Source organism: Enterobacter sp. 6722112, from assembly GCF_058661685.1.
Genome location: NZ_JBZWGR010000007.1, coordinates 3,641,136 through 3,658,323 on the forward strand (window position 1 = coordinate 3,641,136; position 17,188 = coordinate 3,658,323).

At 59.7% G+C, this 17,188-nt stretch carries 12 protein-coding genes and 1 pseudogene; 7 read left to right on the top strand and 6 right to left on the bottom strand.

Going from position 1 to position 17,188, the window contains the following annotated elements; genetic code table 11:
* The 3 genes from lsrD to lsrA are packed head-to-tail and all read right to left on the bottom strand — an operon-like array spanning position 1 to position 3,494.
* On the bottom strand, positions 1–978 hold the full coding sequence (lsrD, locus tag AC4OVU_RS18855) for an autoinducer 2 ABC transporter permease LsrD (protein WP_032103364.1): 978 nt from the start codon (positions 976–978) through the stop codon (positions 1–3).
* Positions 979–2,010 (bottom strand): autoinducer 2 ABC transporter permease LsrC, encoded by a 1,032-nt coding sequence (gene lsrC / locus AC4OVU_RS18860; RefSeq protein WP_110292317.1) that lies wholly within the window; start codon positions 2,008–2,010, stop codon positions 979–981. It abuts the gene before it with no gap.
* A complete protein-coding gene (lsrA, locus tag AC4OVU_RS18865) occupies positions 2,007–3,494 on the bottom strand; it encodes an autoinducer 2 ABC transporter ATP-binding protein LsrA (RefSeq protein ID WP_032669124.1) in 1,488 nt (495 codons plus the stop codon). Before lsrA ends, lsrC begins: the two co-directional genes overlap by 4 nt.
* A 215-nt stretch (positions 3,495–3,709) precedes the next feature.
* Between lsrA and lsrR the strand changes: the two genes are divergently transcribed.
* From lsrR to AC4OVU_RS18880, 3 genes are all read left to right on the top strand, one after another.
* The gene (gene lsrR, locus AC4OVU_RS18870; protein WP_110292318.1) at positions 3,710–4,681 is read left to right on the top strand and encodes a transcriptional regulator LsrR; all 972 of its coding nucleotides are present in this window, start codon (positions 3,710–3,712) and stop codon (positions 4,679–4,681) included.
* A 32-nt stretch (positions 4,682–4,713) separates the two neighbouring features.
* Complete coding sequence (gene lsrK, locus AC4OVU_RS18875; protein WP_045327433.1) at positions 4,714–6,294, top strand: autoinducer-2 kinase; 1,581 nt, start codon at positions 4,714–4,716, stop codon at positions 6,292–6,294.
* A 184-nt stretch (positions 6,295–6,478) separates the two neighbouring features.
* Positions 6,479–8,500: an NADPH-dependent 2,4-dienoyl-CoA reductase gene (locus tag AC4OVU_RS18880; RefSeq protein WP_015571935.1), complete on the top strand. Its 2,022-nt coding sequence runs from the start codon at positions 6,479–6,481 to the stop codon at positions 8,498–8,500.
* A 103-nt stretch (positions 8,501–8,603) separates the two neighbouring features.
* Here the strand turns inward: AC4OVU_RS18880 and rlmG are convergent, their stop codons facing one another.
* Positions 8,604–9,740 carry a 23S rRNA (guanine(1835)-N(2))-methyltransferase RlmG gene (gene rlmG / locus AC4OVU_RS18885; protein ID WP_015571936.1) on the bottom strand — a complete coding sequence of 379 codons (1,137 nt, stop codon included), beginning with the start codon at positions 9,738–9,740 and terminating at the stop codon, positions 8,604–8,606.
* Positions 9,741–9,823: 83 nt separating this feature from the next.
* On the opposite strand from rlmG, the pseudogene AC4OVU_RS18890 reads away from it, so the two are divergent.
* The 4 genes and pseudogenes from AC4OVU_RS18890 (at position 9,824) to sstT (ending at position 14,111) form a co-directional block, all read left to right on the top strand.
* Positions 9,824–10,327 (top strand): annotated as a pseudogene (locus tag AC4OVU_RS18890) (YgjP-like metallopeptidase domain-containing protein).
* A gap of 70 nt (positions 10,328–10,397) precedes the next feature.
* Positions 10,398–11,396 (top strand): Gfo/Idh/MocA family protein, encoded by a 999-nt coding sequence (locus AC4OVU_RS18895; protein ID WP_003862623.1) that lies wholly within the window; start codon positions 10,398–10,400, stop codon positions 11,394–11,396.
* Positions 11,397–11,647: 251 nt separating this feature from the next.
* Positions 11,648–12,613: a TerC family protein gene (locus tag AC4OVU_RS18900; protein ID WP_023304474.1), complete on the top strand. Its 966-nt coding sequence runs from the start codon at positions 11,648–11,650 to the stop codon at positions 12,611–12,613.
* A gap of 256 nt (positions 12,614–12,869) precedes the next feature.
* Positions 12,870–14,111, top strand: coding sequence for a serine/threonine transporter SstT (gene sstT, locus AC4OVU_RS18905; protein WP_017382425.1), 1,242 nt, complete (start codon positions 12,870–12,872; stop codon positions 14,109–14,111).
* 86 nt (positions 14,112–14,197) lie between these two features.
* Here sstT and AC4OVU_RS18910 read toward each other — a convergent pair whose 3' ends face one another.
* On the bottom strand, positions 14,198–15,685 hold the full coding sequence (locus tag AC4OVU_RS18910) for a UxaA family hydrolase (RefSeq protein WP_015571940.1): 1,488 nt from the start codon (positions 15,683–15,685) through the stop codon (positions 14,198–14,200).
* Positions 15,686–15,702: 17 nt separating this feature from the next.
* Positions 15,703–17,115, bottom strand: coding sequence for a glucuronate isomerase (gene uxaC / locus AC4OVU_RS18915; RefSeq protein ID WP_023295485.1), 1,413 nt, complete (start codon positions 17,113–17,115; stop codon positions 15,703–15,705).
* Between the last annotated feature and the right edge of the window lie 73 nt (positions 17,116–17,188).

Consider the following 17,188-nt stretch of genomic DNA (forward strand, 5'->3'; position numbering starts at 1 on the left):
TTACGCTCCGGATAGTTTTCTGAAGAGAGAACGCACCCATTCGCGGTGCAGACTCAGCGAACGTCCCATCACCACCACAACCAGCAGCGCCCCTGACAGCGCGCTCGACACCTGGTTGGGGATGCCGACCATCTGTAAACCCTGTTGCAGGTACCCCACCAGCAGCGCCGCCAGCGCCGTACCGACAACCGAACCTGACCCGCCGTAGATATTTGCCCCGCCGAGTACGGCGGCGGTGAGCGCGGGCATGAGTAAATCGCGCCCCAGATCCGAGCGCGCGGAACCGAAATAGGAAACCATCACCAGCGCGGCAACCGCCGAGGCTACCCCCACCAGGCCGTACAGCGCGTACGGCATGCCGTTCACCGACAGCGCCGCATAGCGCGCCGCACGCGGATTCTGGCCGATTAAAAACAGATGCCGACCAAAGCGCCCGCGGTGGGTAATCAGCCAGAAGAAAGCGGTAATCACCGCGAACAGCACCAGCGGGATCGGCAGGCCCACCACCGTGAGGTTAGCGAAGGTGGTAAAGCTGTCCGGGAAGCCGCCGATCCCCTCGTAGCCCGTCGCCCCCGCCATGCCGGAGAGCAGCAGCGCCCCGCCGCCGTAGAGGTAGAGCGTGCCGAGGGTAATGACCAACGGGCTGATGCCGGTGTAGTGGATCAGCGCCGCATTCACCAGCCCGCACAGCAGGCCGAGCAGCAGCGTCAGAGGGATGGCAACCGCCATCGGCCACCCTGCCTGCATCATCACCCCCAGCGCGATGGCGCACAGGCCGATGGTTGAGCCGAGGGAAATATCGATCCCGCCGCTGATAATCACAAGCGTAAGCGGCAGCGCCACGATGCCAATGCAGATAAAGTCGCTGGTGCTGAACAGCAGCATGTTGATATCAAGCATGCGCGGGTTGATGGCGCCGAAGAGCAGGATCTCCAGCACCAGTAAAATCAGCAGCGCGCTTTCCCAGTTAAGCCTCATTTACGCCACCTCTTTTTTGCGTTTCGGAAACGGGGTAACGTGCTTTCCCCCTTTGTTACCCGGCTGGAAACGGCTGTATTTCAGCGCCCGCTGATGCCGTGAGAGCGCCTGACGCAGCCGCCCGTCGAGCACCAGCACACCCAGCAGCACCAGCCCGGCGATAAAGTCGTTCCACCAGGCCGGGAGCCGGAACAGCACCAGCACGGTATCGATTTGGGTGAGGAAGAACGCGCCGAGGAAGGCGCCGACCAGCGTGCCGGTGCCGCCCAGCAGCGAGATGCCACCCAGCACGCAGGCGGCGATGGCCTTCATCTCCAGCCCGCTGCCGGTCTGGTTGGGCACGAAGCCAATCTGTGAGGCAAACACAATCCCGGCGCAGGCCGCCAGCATGCCGTTGAGGGTAAAGGCGATCATGCGGGTGCGGTTCACCGCCACGCCCAGCTGGCGCGCGGCGGCGAGGTTATCCCCCACGGCGTAAAAATCACGTCCAAAGGCGGTGCGCGACAGCGTCCACGCGCCGGTGGCCGCGATAATCAACACCAGCATGCCGAGCGGCGAAATGCCGACGGCGGCGGGCTCAGAGAGAGATTTCAGCCCCGGCGGCAGCCCTTCTATCCACTTCCCGCCGGTCCAGAGCAGCATCGCCCCGCGGTACAGCCCCAGCGTGCCGAGGGTGGCGACAATCGCCGGAATGCGCAGGCCCACCACCAGAAACCCGTTGAACGCTCCGGCCAGCGCACCAGTCGAGAGCGCGAAGAGGATTGAAACGGGCAGGCTGTAGCCACTATTGAGCGCCACGCCGACGGCAATGGCAGACAGCCCGACGATGGAGCCAACTGAGACGTCGATATTGCGGGTCAGCATCACCAGCGCCGCGCCGGTTGCCAGCAAAATCAGGATCTGCGCGCTGGCGAAAATCATCCCCAGCGTTTGCAGGCTGAAGTAGGACGGGTTCAGCGCCACCAGCACGGCGAACAGGGCGAGGATCGCCAGAAACGCGCTCAACTCGCGGTTTTTCAGTAAGATCTTCATGATTGCCCTCCAAACGCCAGCGCCATCATCCGGTCGAGGCTGACGGCGTGGCGCGGCAGTTCGCCGCTGAGTACGCCCTGATGCATCACCAGCACGCGGTCCGCGAGGCCGGGAAACTCATCAAGATCGCTTGAGATCATCAATACCGCCACGTTCTGCGCCGCCACGCTTTTCAGCAGTTGATAAATATCGGCGCGCGCCGATACGTCCACGCCGCGCGTCGGTTCATCGACGATCAGCAGCAGCGGATTGGCCTCCAGACAGCGCGCCAGCAGCACCTTCTGCTGATTACCACCGGAGAGCGTGCGCACGGTTTGATCCGCATGGTTGAGCTTGATCCCCAGCGCCCGGTGATAGCGTTCCACTACCGCAGACTCCCGCTTTCGCTGCTGCCAGAGCGACGGCTCGTTCAGCGCCACGGTGTTCCAGCGGATCGGCGCGTCGAGAAACAGGCCGGACACCTGCCTGTCTTCCGGCAGATAGACCAGCCCTTTTTGCAGGCGTGAACTGACCGGATCGGCGGTGATCTCCTGGCTCTCCAGCCACACCCGCCCGCCGCGAACCGGACGCAGGCCGTAGAGCGTTTCGGCAAACTCGGTGCGCCCGGACCCCACCAGCCCGGCCAGACCGACAATCTCCCCGGCGTAAATCTCAAGGCTGAGATCGATAAAGCCCTCCCCGGTGAGCGCTTCCACGCGCAGCACGGGAAAATCCTGCGCCTGGGTGCGGCGGTTGCCCGGCAGCGCCAACCACAGCTTTTGCGTATCGCTCAGGGATGCTTCCCGGCTTACAGGCGTCATGGCGGCGATCAGGGCGTTATCGTCAAAATGCGCAGTTTCGCCGCTGAGCACCACCGCGCCGTCGCGCATCACTGAGACGTGACTCGCCAGCTGTCGAATCTCCGGCAGCTTATGCGAGATAAAAACAATCCCGACGCCAAGATCCTGCAAGGCGCGGATCTGGCGAAACAGCCGTTCGGTTTCACCGGGCGTCAGCGAGGCCGTGGGTTCATCAAGGATCAGAATTCTGGCGTTGCGCATCAGCCCGCGCAGGATCTCCACCATCTGCTGGTCCGCCACCTCGAGGGTGCTGGCGGTAGCGTCGAGGTTAAGCTGGCATTGCAGCTGCCGGAGTTTTTCCGCCAGGCGTTTTTCCCGATCGCGCTCTCGCGGCAGACGAAACAGGATGTTTTCCCGCACCGTCAGGTTGGGAAATAGCAGCGGCTCCTGCGGCACCAGATAAATGCCTAACCTGTGCGCCTGCGCCGGGGTAAGCCGTGCAAAAGACTCACCCGCCACCGAAAGTTCACCGCTATCCGGGGTTTCTACCCCGGCGATGATCTTCATCAGCGTCGATTTTCCCGCGCCGTTACCGCCCATCAGCGCATGCACCTGCCCCGCAAGCAGCGTGAAATCAATGCCTTTTAAGACCGGTACGCCTGAAAACTGCTTGCTGATATCACGCGCGTCGAGAAGTGGTGTCATCATCGCTCCGCTATTGAACAAATGATTTTTAGATTTAATAATGTTCAAAAGCGTAGACGGTGAACTATATTTACAACCGTGCAGGGATCACAGTTTTATCGATTGAGATTCAGATAAAGCGGAAACGATCGAAAAGATCCGTTTTGTCGCGTGGCTCACATTTTCACGTCGCACCATCACGAACATATGATCTAAATTTTTATAAGAGTTCAATTATGAGCGATAAACGCACTGCGGAAGAAGGACGGTTTGCCGGGCTGGCACTGGCGGAAGAGGAGCTGGTGGCGCGCGTGGCCTGGTGCTACTACCACGACGGGCTGACCCAGAACGACATCGGCGAACGGCTCGGGCTGCCGCGCCTGAAGATCTCCCGCCTGCTGGAGAAAGGCCGTCAGTCCGGGGTGATCCGCGTGCAGATCAACTCCCGCTACGAGGGCTGCCTGGCGCTGGAAACCGAGCTGCAACAACGATTTGGCCTGAAGCTGGTGCGCGTGATGCCCGCCCTGAATACGCCGCCGATGAACGTGCGGCTGGGCATTGGCGCGGCACAGTCGCTGATGGGCGTACTGCAACCCGGCCAGCTGTTAGCGGTGGGCTTCGGTGAAACCACCATGAGCAGTCTGCAACACTTAAGCGGCTTTATCAGCTCGCAGCAGATCCGCCTGGTGACGCTCTCCGGCGGCGTCGGGCCGTATATGACCGGTATCGGCCAGCTGGATGCAGCCTGTAGCGTCAGCATGATCCCCGCCCCGCTTCGCGTGTCATCCGCTGAAGCCGCCGGGATCTTAAAGCGCGAAACCAGCGTGCGGGACGTGATCCTCGCCGCCACCGCGGCTGACGTGGCGGTGGTCGGGATTGGCTCGGTAAACCAGCGCCGTGACGCGACGATACTGCGCTCCGGCTATATCAGCGAAGGTGAACAGCTGATGTACGCCCGTAAAGGCGCGGTGGGCGATATCCTTGGCTATTTCCTTAATGCCGAAGGGGAATGCGTTGAGGAGCTGGAGATCCACAAAGAATTACTGGGCGTCACGCTCGATGAACTGGCGCAGCTGCCCACCATCGTAGGCGTGGCCGGAGGGGAAGAGAAAGCCGATGCGATTTATGCCGCACTGAAAGGTCGCCGTATTAATGGCCTGGTGACGGAAGAGACGACAGCCCGCGCGGTGCTGGCTCTGGCCGGATAAGAGCAGCCCTGCGCCTGACACGAGGCAAGCTCATGAGTTACCTTTTAGCGTTAGATGCAGGGACAGGCAGCGTTCGCGCCGTGATTTTTGATTTACAGGGCAACCAGATTGCCGTTGGCCAGGCCGAGTGGAAGCACCTGAGCGTGGAGAACGTGCCGGGCTCGATGGAGTTCGACCTCGACACCAACTGGCGGCTGGCCTGCCGGTGTATTCATCAGGCGCTGGAGCGCGCACGCCTGAGCGCGGCGGATATTCAGTCCGTCGCCTGCTGCTCGATGCGCGAAGGGATTGTGCTGTACGACCGCAACGGCGAGGCTATCTGGGCCTGCGCCAACGTCGACGCCCGCGCCAGCCGCGAGGTGGCTGAACTCAAAGAGATCCACGACTACCGGTTTGAATCCGAAGTGTATGATGTTTCCGGCCAGACGCTTGCCCTCAGCGCCATGCCGCGCCTGCTGTGGCTGGCGCACCATCGTCCGGATATTTATCGTAAAGCCGCCACCATCACCATGATCAGCGACTGGCTGGCGGCGAAGCTCTCCGGGGAGCTGGCGGTCGATCCGTCCAATGCGGGCACCACCGGCATGCTGGATCTCTTCTCCCGCGACTGGCGTCCGGCGCTGCTCGACATGGCCGGGCTGCGCGCCGATATCCTCTCCCCGGTGAAAGAGACCGGCACCGTGCTGGGCGCTGTCACCAAAGAGGCCGCGCAGCAGAGCGGCCTGCGCGAAGGCACACCGGTGGTGATGGGCGGCGGCGACGTGCAGCTGGGCTGTCTGGGGCTGGGCGTGGTGCGCGCCGGACAAACGGCGGTTCTCGGCGGCACCTTCTGGCAGCAGGTGGTGAATCTGCCGCAGGTGCGCACCGACCCTGAGATGAACATCCGCGTAAACCCGCACGTCATCCCCGGCATGGCGCAGGCGGAGTCGATCAGCTTCTTTACCGGGCTAACCATGCGCTGGTTCCGCGACGCCTTCTGCGCCGAAGAGAAGCTGATTGCCGAACGAATGGGAATGGACACCTACTCCCTGCTCGAAGAGATGGCGAGCCGCGTCCCGGCGGGCTCCCACGGCGTGATGCCGATCTTCTCCGACGCGATGCATTTTAAGCAGTGGTATCACGCAGCGCCGTCGTTTATTAACCTCTCCATCGACCCGGAAAAGTGCAACAAAGCGACGCTGTTCCGCGCGCTGGAAGAGAACGCGGCCATCGTCTCGGCCTGCAACCTGGCGCAGATTTCGCGCTTCTCCGGCGTGACGTTTGAGAGCCTGGTGTTTGCGGGCGGCGGGGCCAAAGGCGCCCTGTGGAGCCAGATTTTAAGCGACGTTACCGGGCTGCCGGTGCGCGTGCCGGAAGTGAAGGAAGCGACGGCGCTGGGTTGCGCGATTGCGGCAGGTGCTGGCGCGGGGTTGTTTGCGGATATGGCTTCGACGGGCGAGCGGCTGGTGAAGTGGAGCCGCGAGTTCACGCCGAACCCGCAGCACCGCGAGCTGTACGACGGCATGATGCAGAAATGGCAGGCGGTGTATGCCGACCAGCTTGGGCTGGTGGACAGCGGGCTGACGACGTCGATGTGGCAGGCACCGGGGCTGGTGCGGGCAGCGGCGCCGTAAAATACGCCGGATGGCGCTGCGCTTATCCGGCCTACGGTTTGTAGCCCCGGTAAGCGCAGCGCAACCGGGGAAGTTCTTTGAGATCTATCACAATCATTCGATCCCGCTTTTACCTTTCCGCTGCCGCTGGCTAAATTAGTAACTCATCCGACCACATAACAATAATTTTACACTGGAAGAGACTATGAGCCGCTACCCGTCGTTATTCGCCCCTCTCGATCTGGGGTTCACCACCCTCAAAAACCGCGTGCTGATGGGCTCGATGCACACCGGGCTGGAGGAGCGTCCGGACGGGGCTGAACGTCTGGCAGCCTTCTATGCCGAGCGCGCGCGCCACGGGGTGGCGCTGATTGTCACCGGCGGCGTAGCCCCTGCCCCTTCCGGGGTGACGATGGAGGGCGGCGCAGTGTTGAACGATGCGTCACAGCTGCCGCATCACCGCATTGTGACCGACGCGGTCCACCGCGAGGGCGGCAAAATCGCCCTGCAAATTCTGCATACTGGACGCTACAGCTATCAGCCGAACCTGGTTGCCCCCTCGGCTATTCAGGCGCCGATTAACCGCTTTACTCCCCATGCCCTCAGCCACGACGAGATCCTGGCGCTGATAGACGATTTTGCCCGCTGCGCGGCGCTGGCGCGGGAAGCGGGCTACGACGGCGTTGAGGTGATGGGCTCGGAAGGCTATCTGATCAACGAATTCCTCGCCGCACGCACCAACCAGCGCGACGACGAATGGGGTGGCGACTATGCCCGCCGGATGCGTTTTGCCGTGGAGGTGGTGCGCGCGGTGCGTGAACGTGCGGGTGCGGATTTTATTATCATCTTCCGCCTGTCGATGCTCGACCTGGTGGAGGGCGGCGGCACGTTCGACGAAACCGTGCAGCTGGCGCAGGCGATTGAAGCCGCTGGCGCCACCATCATCAACACCGGGATTGGCTGGCACGAAGCGCGCATCCCGACCATCGCTACGCCGGTGCCGCGCGCGGCGTTCAGCTGGGTAACGCGCAAGCTGAAAGGCATAGTCTCCGTTCCACTGGTCACCACCAACCGCATTAACGATCCGCAGGTGGCGGAGGATGTGATCTCACGCGGCGATGCCGATATGGTATCGATGGCGCGCCCGTTCCTCGCGGATGCCGAACTGCTCTCCAAAGCGCAAAGCGGCCGTGCGGACGAGATTAATACCTGCATCGGCTGCAACCAGGCGTGTCTGGATCAGATCTTCGTCGGCAAGGTCACCTCCTGCCTCGTTAACCCCCGCGCCTGCCATGAAACCAAAATGCCGATCGTTCCTGCGGTCAACAAGAAGCGTCTGGCCGTGGTGGGTGCAGGGCCGGCGGGCCTGGCGTTTGCAGTCAATGCCGCCTCGCGCGGGCACAGCGTGACGCTGTTTGATGCGCTGGCGGAAATCGGCGGGCAGTTTACTATCGCCAGACAGATCCCCGGCAAAGAGGAGTTCTACGAAACGCTGCGCTATTACCGCCGGATGATCGAGGTGACGGGCGTCGATCTGCGGCTTAAACAGTTTGTCAGCGCGGCGGATCTGATCGGTTTCGACGAGGTGATCCTCGCGAGTGGGATCGCCCCGCGCACGCCAGCGATCGAAGGCATCGATCATCCGAAGGTATTGAGCTATCTGGATGTATTAAGGGACAAAGCGCCGGTTGGCGAGAAGGTGGCGATCATCGGCTGCGGCGGGATCGGTTTTGATACCGCGATGTATTTAAGCCAGCCGGGCGAAGCCACCAGCCAGAACATCGCTGAGTTCTGCGTGGAATGGGGCATTGATACCAGCCTCAGTCAGTCCGGTGGTTTACGCCCGGAAGGTCCGCAGCTGCCGAAAAGCCCGCGTCAGATCGTGATGCTCCAGCGTAAAGCCAGCAAGCCGGGTGAAGGGCTGGGGAAAACCACGGGCTGGATCCACCGCGCCACCCTGCTCTCGCGCGGGGTGAAGATGATCCCGGGGGTGAGCTACCAGAAGATCGACGACGACGGGCTGCACGTGCTGATCGGCGGCGAACCGCAACTGCTGCGCGTGGATCATGTGATTTTGTGCGCCGGGCAGGAGCCGAAGCGGGATCTGGCGGATCCGCTGCGTGAGGCGGGGAAAACGGTGCATTTGATCGGCGGGTGCGATGTAGCGATGGAGCTGGATGCGCGGCGGGCAATTGCGCAGGGGACGAAGTTAGCTCTGGCGATCTAGGGCATTGCCGGGCGGCGCTTCGCTTGCCCGGCCTACGGGCTCGAGGCCATTGTAGGCCCGGTAAGCGAAGCGCCACCGGGCATCAGGCCGCACATACCCAATCTTACCGACGACGCCCCAGCTTCACCGATTTCAGCACCACGAATTTGTTATTGGTGGCAATGGTGACGCAGTTGCCGAAAATCTTCTTCAGCTTGTGGAAGTAGTCCAGGTGGCGGTTGGCCACGATATACAGCTCGCCGTTGATTTTCAGGCAGCGGCGCGCGTGGTGGAACATCTCCCACGCGACGTTATCCGTCAGGGCGTGCTTCTGGTGGAACGGCGGGTTACAGAATACCGCGTTGAAGCGGAAAGGCTCTACGCCCGACAGCGCGTTATTGATCATAAACTCGCAGCGATCCAGTGCCTCCGGCAGGTTGGTTTCCACGTTCAGACGGCTGGAGGCCACCGCCATCGGCGATTCGTCGCTGAACACCACGCTGGCCTCCGGGTTCTTCGCCAGCAGCGTCAGGCCAATCACGCCATTACCGCAGCCGAGATCAACGATTTCCCCTTCCAGGTTTTCCGGCAGATGTTCCATAAAGAAGCGTGCGCCGATATCCAGACCGGTACGGGAGAAAACGTTCGCGTGGTTGTGGATGGTCCAGTCGGTGCCTTCCAGCTTCCAGCTCAGCGTCTCCGGCGCGTCGGCCAGCGCCGGTGCGCTGAAGGTACAGTTGATCAGGCGCGCTTTTTTCCAGGCAAGCGTCGTGGTGGTCGGGCCGAGCACTTTCTCGAACAATTCCAGCGTCGAGGTGTGAATATCGCGCGCTTTGGCACCCGCGATAATACGCGTATCCGGCGTCACGACCTTACGCAGCGCGCGAAGCTGCTGCTCCAGCAGCGCCATGGTTTTGGGCACTTTAATCAGCACCACGCCCGGCGCCTGCGGGTAGTCCGCGGTGCTGTCGAGGAACTTCACGCTGGATTCTTCGATATCGTTGTGACGCAGGTTTTCACGCGTCGCCAGCTCGCTTAAGTAAGAATCGCCGATACTGTAAGGCGCATGTTCCGCCAGCGCGCAGGCCAGCGCGCCAAACGCGTCATTCAGGATCAGAACCGGGCCGCTGATTTCAGTCCCATCCAACTGTTGCAGCAGATATTCATCCGCCGCTTCCCACGCCTGAAGCGGGTTAACGTCGTCCGTTTCCGGGAAACGTTTAAGGTTGAGTGAACGGAAACCGTTGTCTAAGTGGCTCATCGGCCCTCCTGAATGGTAAAATTTGGCGTATCCCTGAAAAGGGTGCGTGAGTATACCCGTTTTCACACTATTTTGGGGTTTTGATGAACCAGCTGACTTATCTCCAGGACTATCCGGAGCATTTACTTTCCCAGGTTCGTGACCTGATTGCCGCGGGAAAGCTCGGCGCGGTGCTGGAAAAACGCTACCCGGGCACGCATGATTTCGCGACTGACAAAGCCCTCTGGCAGTATACGCAGGATCTGAAAAACCAGTATCTTAAGAGCGCCCCGCCGATCAACAAGGTGATGTACGACAATAAGATCCACGTGCTGAAAAACGCGCTCGGCCTGCATACCGCCATCTCCCGCGTATAGGGCGGCAAGCTGAAGGCCAAAGCGGAGATCCGCGTCGCGACCGTCTTTCGCAATGCGCCGGAAGCCTTTCTGCGGATGATCGTGGTGCACGAGCTGGCGCACCTGAAAGAGAAAGAGCACGACAAAGCGTTCTACTCCCTGTGCTGCCATATGGAGCCGCAGTACCACCAGCTGGAGTTTGATACCCGTTTGTGGCTGACGCATTTATCGTTAAAGAGTAATGCGCAGTAGCGCACGCGAAATGTCATGATGACGTGCTACAGTGGCTTTAGGTTCCCTGCTACGGAGTACGTAACCGTTTATGATACGTTTCGCAGTCATCGGTACGAACTGGATCACGCGCCAGTTCGTCGACGCCGCCCACGAAACCGGCAAATATAAGCTCACCGCAGTCTATTCCCGCAGCCTTGAGCAGGCGCAGAGTTTTGCGAATGACTACCTGGTTGAACATCTGTTCACCTCGCTCGATGAGATGGCGCAAAGCGACGCCATTGACGCGGTCTATATCGCCAGCCCGAATTCTCTGCACTTCCCGCAAACGAAGCTGTTCCTCAGCCACAAAAAGCATGTGATCTGCGAGAAGCCGCTCGCCTCGAATATTGAGGAAGTGGAAGCCGCCATTGCGCTTGCCCGCGAAAACCAGGTGGTACTGTTTGAAGCGTTCAAAACCGCCAGCCTGCCGAACTTCCTGCTGTTGCAGCAATCGCTGCCGAAAATTGGCAAAGTGCGTAAAGCCTTTATCAACTACTGCCAGTATTCCTCGCGCTACCAGCGCTACCTGGACGGCGAAAACCCGAACACCTTTAACCCGGCATTCTCGAATGGCTCGATTATGGATATCGGTTTTTACTGCCTGGCCTCTGCGGTCGCCCTGTGGGGTGAACCGCACGGCGTAACCGCCACCGCCAGCCTGCTGGAAAGCGGCGTGGATGCACACGGCGTTGTGGTGCTGGACTACGGTGATTTTAGCGTGACGTTGCAGCACTCGAAGGTCAGTGACTCCGTACTGCCAAGCGAAATTCAGGGCGAAGACGGCTCGCTGGTGATCGAAAAAATCTCCGAATGCCAGAAGCTAAGCATCGTTCCCCGCGGCGGCAAAGCGCAGGAGCTGACGCAGCCTCAGCATATTAACACTATGCTCTATGAGGCAGAGGTCTTCGCCCGTCTGGTAGAAGACAACGAAGTGAACCACCCGGGGCTGGCGATCAGCCGCACCACGGCGAAGCTGCAAACGGAGATCCGCCGACAGACTGGCGTGATCTTCCCCGCAGACGGCGTGAATGTGGAAGCCGTCGCGTAAAACTGTGTAATGAAATCGTGCAGACCATTGACGAAACCGATGGTCTGACATAATTTGTTACCTGCAAAGGGGAGTAACTTCTTCGCCGGTGGATCGTCATTACGATGCGTGCAAAACCGCATCCGGTCGCCGGGCAACCTTCGTGGTTGTAAGTGAGACCTTGCCGGAAGGCGAGGTCTATGCATAAAAAGCTAACGGCTATCGTCTTCTGACCATGGCCGTTTTTGTTTTTTATGTGTAAGGAAAATAGTATGCATTCTGTCGGCACTCCAATGCTGTGGGGCGGATTCGCGGTTGTCGTGCTCATCATGCTGGCAATCGACCTCTTTTTGCAGGGTCGTCGCGGCGAGCACGGCATGAGCGTCAAGCACGCCGCCGTCTGGTCGCTGGTATGGGTTACCCTCTCACTCCTCTTCTGCGCCGCCTTCTGGTGGTATCTGGCCTCAACCGAAGGCCGCGCGGTGGCCGATCCTCAGGCACTCGCCTTCCTCACCGGCTATCTGATTGAAAAAGCGCTGGCGGTTGATAACGTCTTCGTCTGGCTGATGCTGTTCAGCTACTTCGCCGTGCCTGCGGCTCTGCAACGTCGCGTGCTGGTGTACGGCGTGCTGGGCGCTATTGTCCTGCGTACCATCATGATCTTCGCCGGTAGCTGGCTGATTACCCAGTTCGAATGGCTGCTGTATGTATTTGGCGCGTTCCTGCTGTTCACCGGGGTAAAAATGGCGCTGGCGAAAGAAGACGATACCGGGATCGGTGATAAGCCGCTGGTGAAGTGGATCCGGGGTCATCTGCGCATGACGGACAAGATCGAGAGCGAGCATTTCTTCGTGCGTAAGAACGGCCTGCTGTTCGCCACCCCGCTGCTGCTGGTGCTGATTCTGGTCGAACTGAGCGACGTGATTTTCGCGGTGGACAGTATCCCGGCTATCTTCGCGGTCACTACCGACCCGTTCATCGTGCTGACCTCAAACCTGTTCGCCATCCTCGGCCTGCGTGCGATGTACTTCCTGCTGGCGGGTGCGGCAGAGCGCTTCTCAATGCTGAAGTACGGTCTGTCGGTGATTCTGGTGTTTATCGGTATCAAGATGCTGATCGTCGATTTCTACCATATTCCGATCGCCATTTCGCTCGGCGTGGTGTTTGGCATTCTGCTGGTGACGCTGATTATCAATACCTGGGTTAACCGCCAGCACGATAAGAAGCAGCAGGCTTAGTGCGTTTTGCCCGGTGGCGCTACGCTTACCGGGCCTACAACGTCACCCCGTAGGCCGGGTAAGCGCAGCGCCACCCGGCACTTTCGTTAACCAATAGTTAAAAAACATGACGCAACACGTAAAATCCAGCATTTTACGCTTCCGCCTTTCGCTGCTTTCCCTGATACTCAACCAGGCAAACAAATACTTACATCCGGACACAAATGTGACTTAGAGCACATCCAGGATGGAACGCAATTTCACTCAGGAATAACGTATGAGCACACAATCACGCGGTCTGTTCGCGCGCCTGGCGCAGGGCAGTCTTGTAAAACAAATTCTGGTCGGGTTGGTACTGGGTATTCTGCTGGCGATGGTGTCAAAACCTGCCGCGGAAGCGACGGGGCTGCTCGGCACCCTTTTCGTTGGCGCACTTAAGGCCGTCGCCCCGGTACTGGTGCTGATGCTGGTGATGGCGTCGATTGCCAACCACCAGCACGGACAAAAAACCAACATTCGCCCTATTCTGTTCCTGTATCTGCTGGGAACCTTCTCTGCTGCCTTAACGGCCGTGGTGTTTAGCTTCCTGTTCCCGTCCACGCTGCACCTGACCAGCGCGGCCGGTGATATCACCCCGCCGTCCGGGATTGTGGAAGTGCTTCGCGGTCTGCTGATGAGCATGGTCTCTAACCCCGTCACCGCGCTGATGAACGCGAACTACATCGGCATCCTGGTCTGGGCGATCGGTCTGGGCTTCGCGCTGCGTCATGGTAACGAGACCACGAAAAACCTGGTGAACGATATGTCCAACGCTGTCACCTTTATGGTGAAGCTGGTGATTCGCTTTGCGCCAGTCGGGATCTTTGGTCTGGTCTCCTCCACGCTGGCAACCACCGGTTTCGATGCACTGTGGGGCTACGCGCAGCTGCTGGTCGTCCTGGTCGGCTGTATGCTGCTGGTGGCGCTGGTGATCAACCCGCTGCTGGTGTTCTGGCAGATCCGCCGCAACCCGTATCCGCTGGTGCTGACCTGCCTGCGTGAAAGCGGCGTGTATGCCTTCTTCACCCGCAGCTCGGCGGCAAACATTCCGGTCAACATGGCGCTGGCGGAGAAGCTGAATCTGGATCGCGATACCTATTCGGTGTCGATTCCTCTGGGTGCAACCGTGAACATGGCAGGTGCGGCGATCACCATCACCGTGCTGACGCTGGCGGCGGTGCATACGCTGGGCATTCCGGTGGATCTGCCAACCGCGCTGCTGCTGAGCGTCGTTGCATCACTGTGTGCCTGTGGCGCATCCGGCGTGGCGGGCGGCTCGCTGCTGCTGATCCCGCTGGCCTGTAACATGTTCGGTATTCCGAACGAGATTGCCATGCAGGTTGTCGCGGTCGGCTTCATTATCGGCGTATTGCAGGATTCCTGCGAAACCGCGCTGAACTCCTCTACCGACGTGCTGTTTACCGCAGCGGCCTGTCAGGCGGAAGACGCGCGTTTAGCGAAGAACGCCCTGCGCAGTTAAAAAGAAAAGCCCGGTGGCGGCTACGCCTTACCGGGCCTACAGGGTTTAGTAGGTCGGGTAAGCGCTAGCGCCACCCGACAAAGCACTTATAGCGTCACACCACTCTTAAAGATCGCCAGCTCGCGGAAGTCGTTCTTCTCGTTGCAGGTCTGCCTGCCGCTGGCAAATTCCACAATCGTGTCCACGAATTCGCTCAGCAGCTGCGGCATCGCTTTGCCGTGGATCAGCTGGCCGGCATCAAAGTCGATCCAGTGTTTTTTCTTCGCCGCCAGCTCGCTGTTAGTGGCGATTTTCACCGTTGGCACAAATCCGCCGTACGGCGTGCCGCGTCCGGTACTGAACAGCACCATGTGACAGCCCGCCCCCGCCAGCGCGCTGGTGGCGACCGCATCGTTGCCCGGTGCGCTCAGCAGATTCAGACCGTGCGTTTTCAGACGCTCACCATAGCGCAGCACGTCCACCACCTGGCTGGCGCCCGCTTTCTGGGTGCAGCCCAGGGATTTCTCTTCCAGCGTGGTGATCCCGCCCGCCTTGTTTCCCGGCGACGGGTTCTCATAAATCGGCTGGTTATGGGCGATGAAGTACTGTTTGAAATCGTTGACCATGGTGACGGTCTTCTCAAAGGTCTCTTCGTCGCGGCAGTGGCTCATCAGAATGCGCTCTGCGCCGAACATCTCCGGCACTTCGGTCAGCACCGTGGTGCCACCGTTGGCAATCACGTAATCTGAGAAGCGGCCCAGCATCGGGTTAGCGGTAATGCCGGAAAGCCCGTCAGATCCGCCGCACTCCAGGCCAAACTTCAGTTCGCTCAGCTTGCCCGGCTCGCGCTTGTCGTGACGCATCACCTCATACAGCTGGTGCAGCTGTTCAACGCCCGCTTCCACTTCGTCGTCCTGGTGCTGACACACCATAAAGTGCACGCGCTCAGGATCGAACTCGCCCAGCGTGTCGCGGAAGGCGTCGACCTGATTGTTTTCACAACCGAGGCCAATCACCAGCACCGCCCCCGCGTTCGGGTGACGCACCATATTTTGCAGCATGGTGCGGGTATTGATGTGGTCGTCGCCCAGCTGGGAACAACCGTAGGTATGGCTGAACAGATGCACGCCGTCGGTGCCTTCAGCATTGTTGGTCTCTTTCAGGAAACGCGTCTGAATTTGACGCGCGATCCCGTTCACGCAGCCGACGGTCGGGAGGATCCACAGTTCATTGCGGATCCCCACCTCCCCGCTGGCGCGGCGGTAGATCTGCACCTCACGATCGGCCGCCTGTCCTTCTTCTGCCTGGAAGTCAGGTTGATAGCTGTACTCGTCCAGATCGCTGAGATTGGTGCGGGTATTGTGGGAATGAATGTATTCACCCGGCGCAATATCCGCCAGCGCATGACCGATGGGCAAACCGTACTTCACCACGTTCTCCCCTTTCGCGATGGGGATCAGGGCAAACTTATGTCCACGTCCAATGGCCTGGCGTAACGTCACCGACTGGTTGTCGAAGGTCACTTCCGTCCCTTCGGCTAAATCGGCCAGCGCGACGGCAACGTTATCCAGCGAATGGATTTTGATGTATTGCATATCAACCTCAAACGGCCTTAGTTCAGTTCAATGGCGAAGTAGTCACGCGCATTGTTAAAGCAGATGTTTCTCACCATTTCGCCCAGCAGCTGGATATCCGCTGGCGCTTCGCCCGCGTGCACCCAGCGGCCAATCATCTGGCACAGAATGCGGCGGAAATATTCATGGCGGGTATAGGAGAGGAAACTGCGGCTGTCGGTCAGCATGCCAACGAAGCGGCTCAGCAGGCCGAGCTGCGCCAGCTGCGTCATCTGACGCTCCATGCCGTCTTTCTGATCGTTAAACCACCAGCCGGAACCGAACTGCATCTTGCCCGGCATCCCTTCGCCCTGGAAGTTGCCGATCATAGTGCCCAGCACTTCGTTATCGCGCGGGTTCAGGCAGTACAGAATGGTTTTTGGCAGCAGGTTTTGCTCGTTCTGTTTGCTCAGCAGTTTTGACAGCTCTTCCGCCATCGGACGGTCGTTGATGGAGTCAAAGCCTACGTCCGCGCCCAGCAGTTTGAACTGACGCTGGTTGTTATTACGCAGCGCGCCGATGTGATACTGCTGAACCCAGCCGCGACGGGCATATTCCGCACCGAGGAACACCAGCACCGCGGTTTTAAACTGCGCCACTTCGTGCTCGCTCAGGGCTTCGCCGGAGAGACGACGCGCCAGAATACTGTCCAGCTCAGCTTCACTGGATTCCGCGAACAGCACTACGTCCAGCGCGTGGTCAGACACTTTACAGCCGTGTGCGGCAAAGTGATCCAGACGTTTGGTCAGCGCGGTTTGCAGATCGTCAAAGCGACGAATGTCGGTATCCGAAACTTCCGCCAGCTTCGCCATGTAGTCGTTAAATGTCGGCAGCTCGATGTTGAAGGCTTTATCCGGGCGCCAGCTTGGCAGCACTTTGATGTCAAAGGTGCTGTCCTTCGCGACAACCGCGTGATGCTCCAGAGAGTCGACCGGATCGTCGGTGGTGCCCACCATCTTCACGTTCATCTGCTTCATGATGCCGCGCGCCGAGAAGCTATCCTGCGCCAGCAGTTCGTTGCACTGATCCCAGATTTCATCCGCCGTGGCGGGAGAAAGCAGCTTGCCGGTGATACCAAACGGACGACGCAGTTCGAGGTGCGTCCAGTGGTATAACGGGTTACCGATGGTGTGAGGAACGGTAGCGGCCCAGGCGTCAAACTTCTCGCGATCGGTCGCGTCGCCGGTACACAGGCGCTCGGCCACGCCGTTGGTGCGCATTGCGCGCCACTTATAGTGGTCACCCTTCAGCCAGATATCATACAGGTTTTTGAAACGGTAATTTTCGGCAACCTGCTGCGGCGGTAAATGGCAGTGGTAGTCGAAAATCGGCTGGTCTTTTGCGTAGTCGTGGTACAGGCGGCGAGCAAATTCGGTATCTAGCAGAAAATCGTCGGTCATAAACGGTGTCATTATCGTCTTCCTCATTACGGGAGCGTCAGAAAGCTTATGTTCAGATGCTGCAAAGTTATCACACCAATTTCCA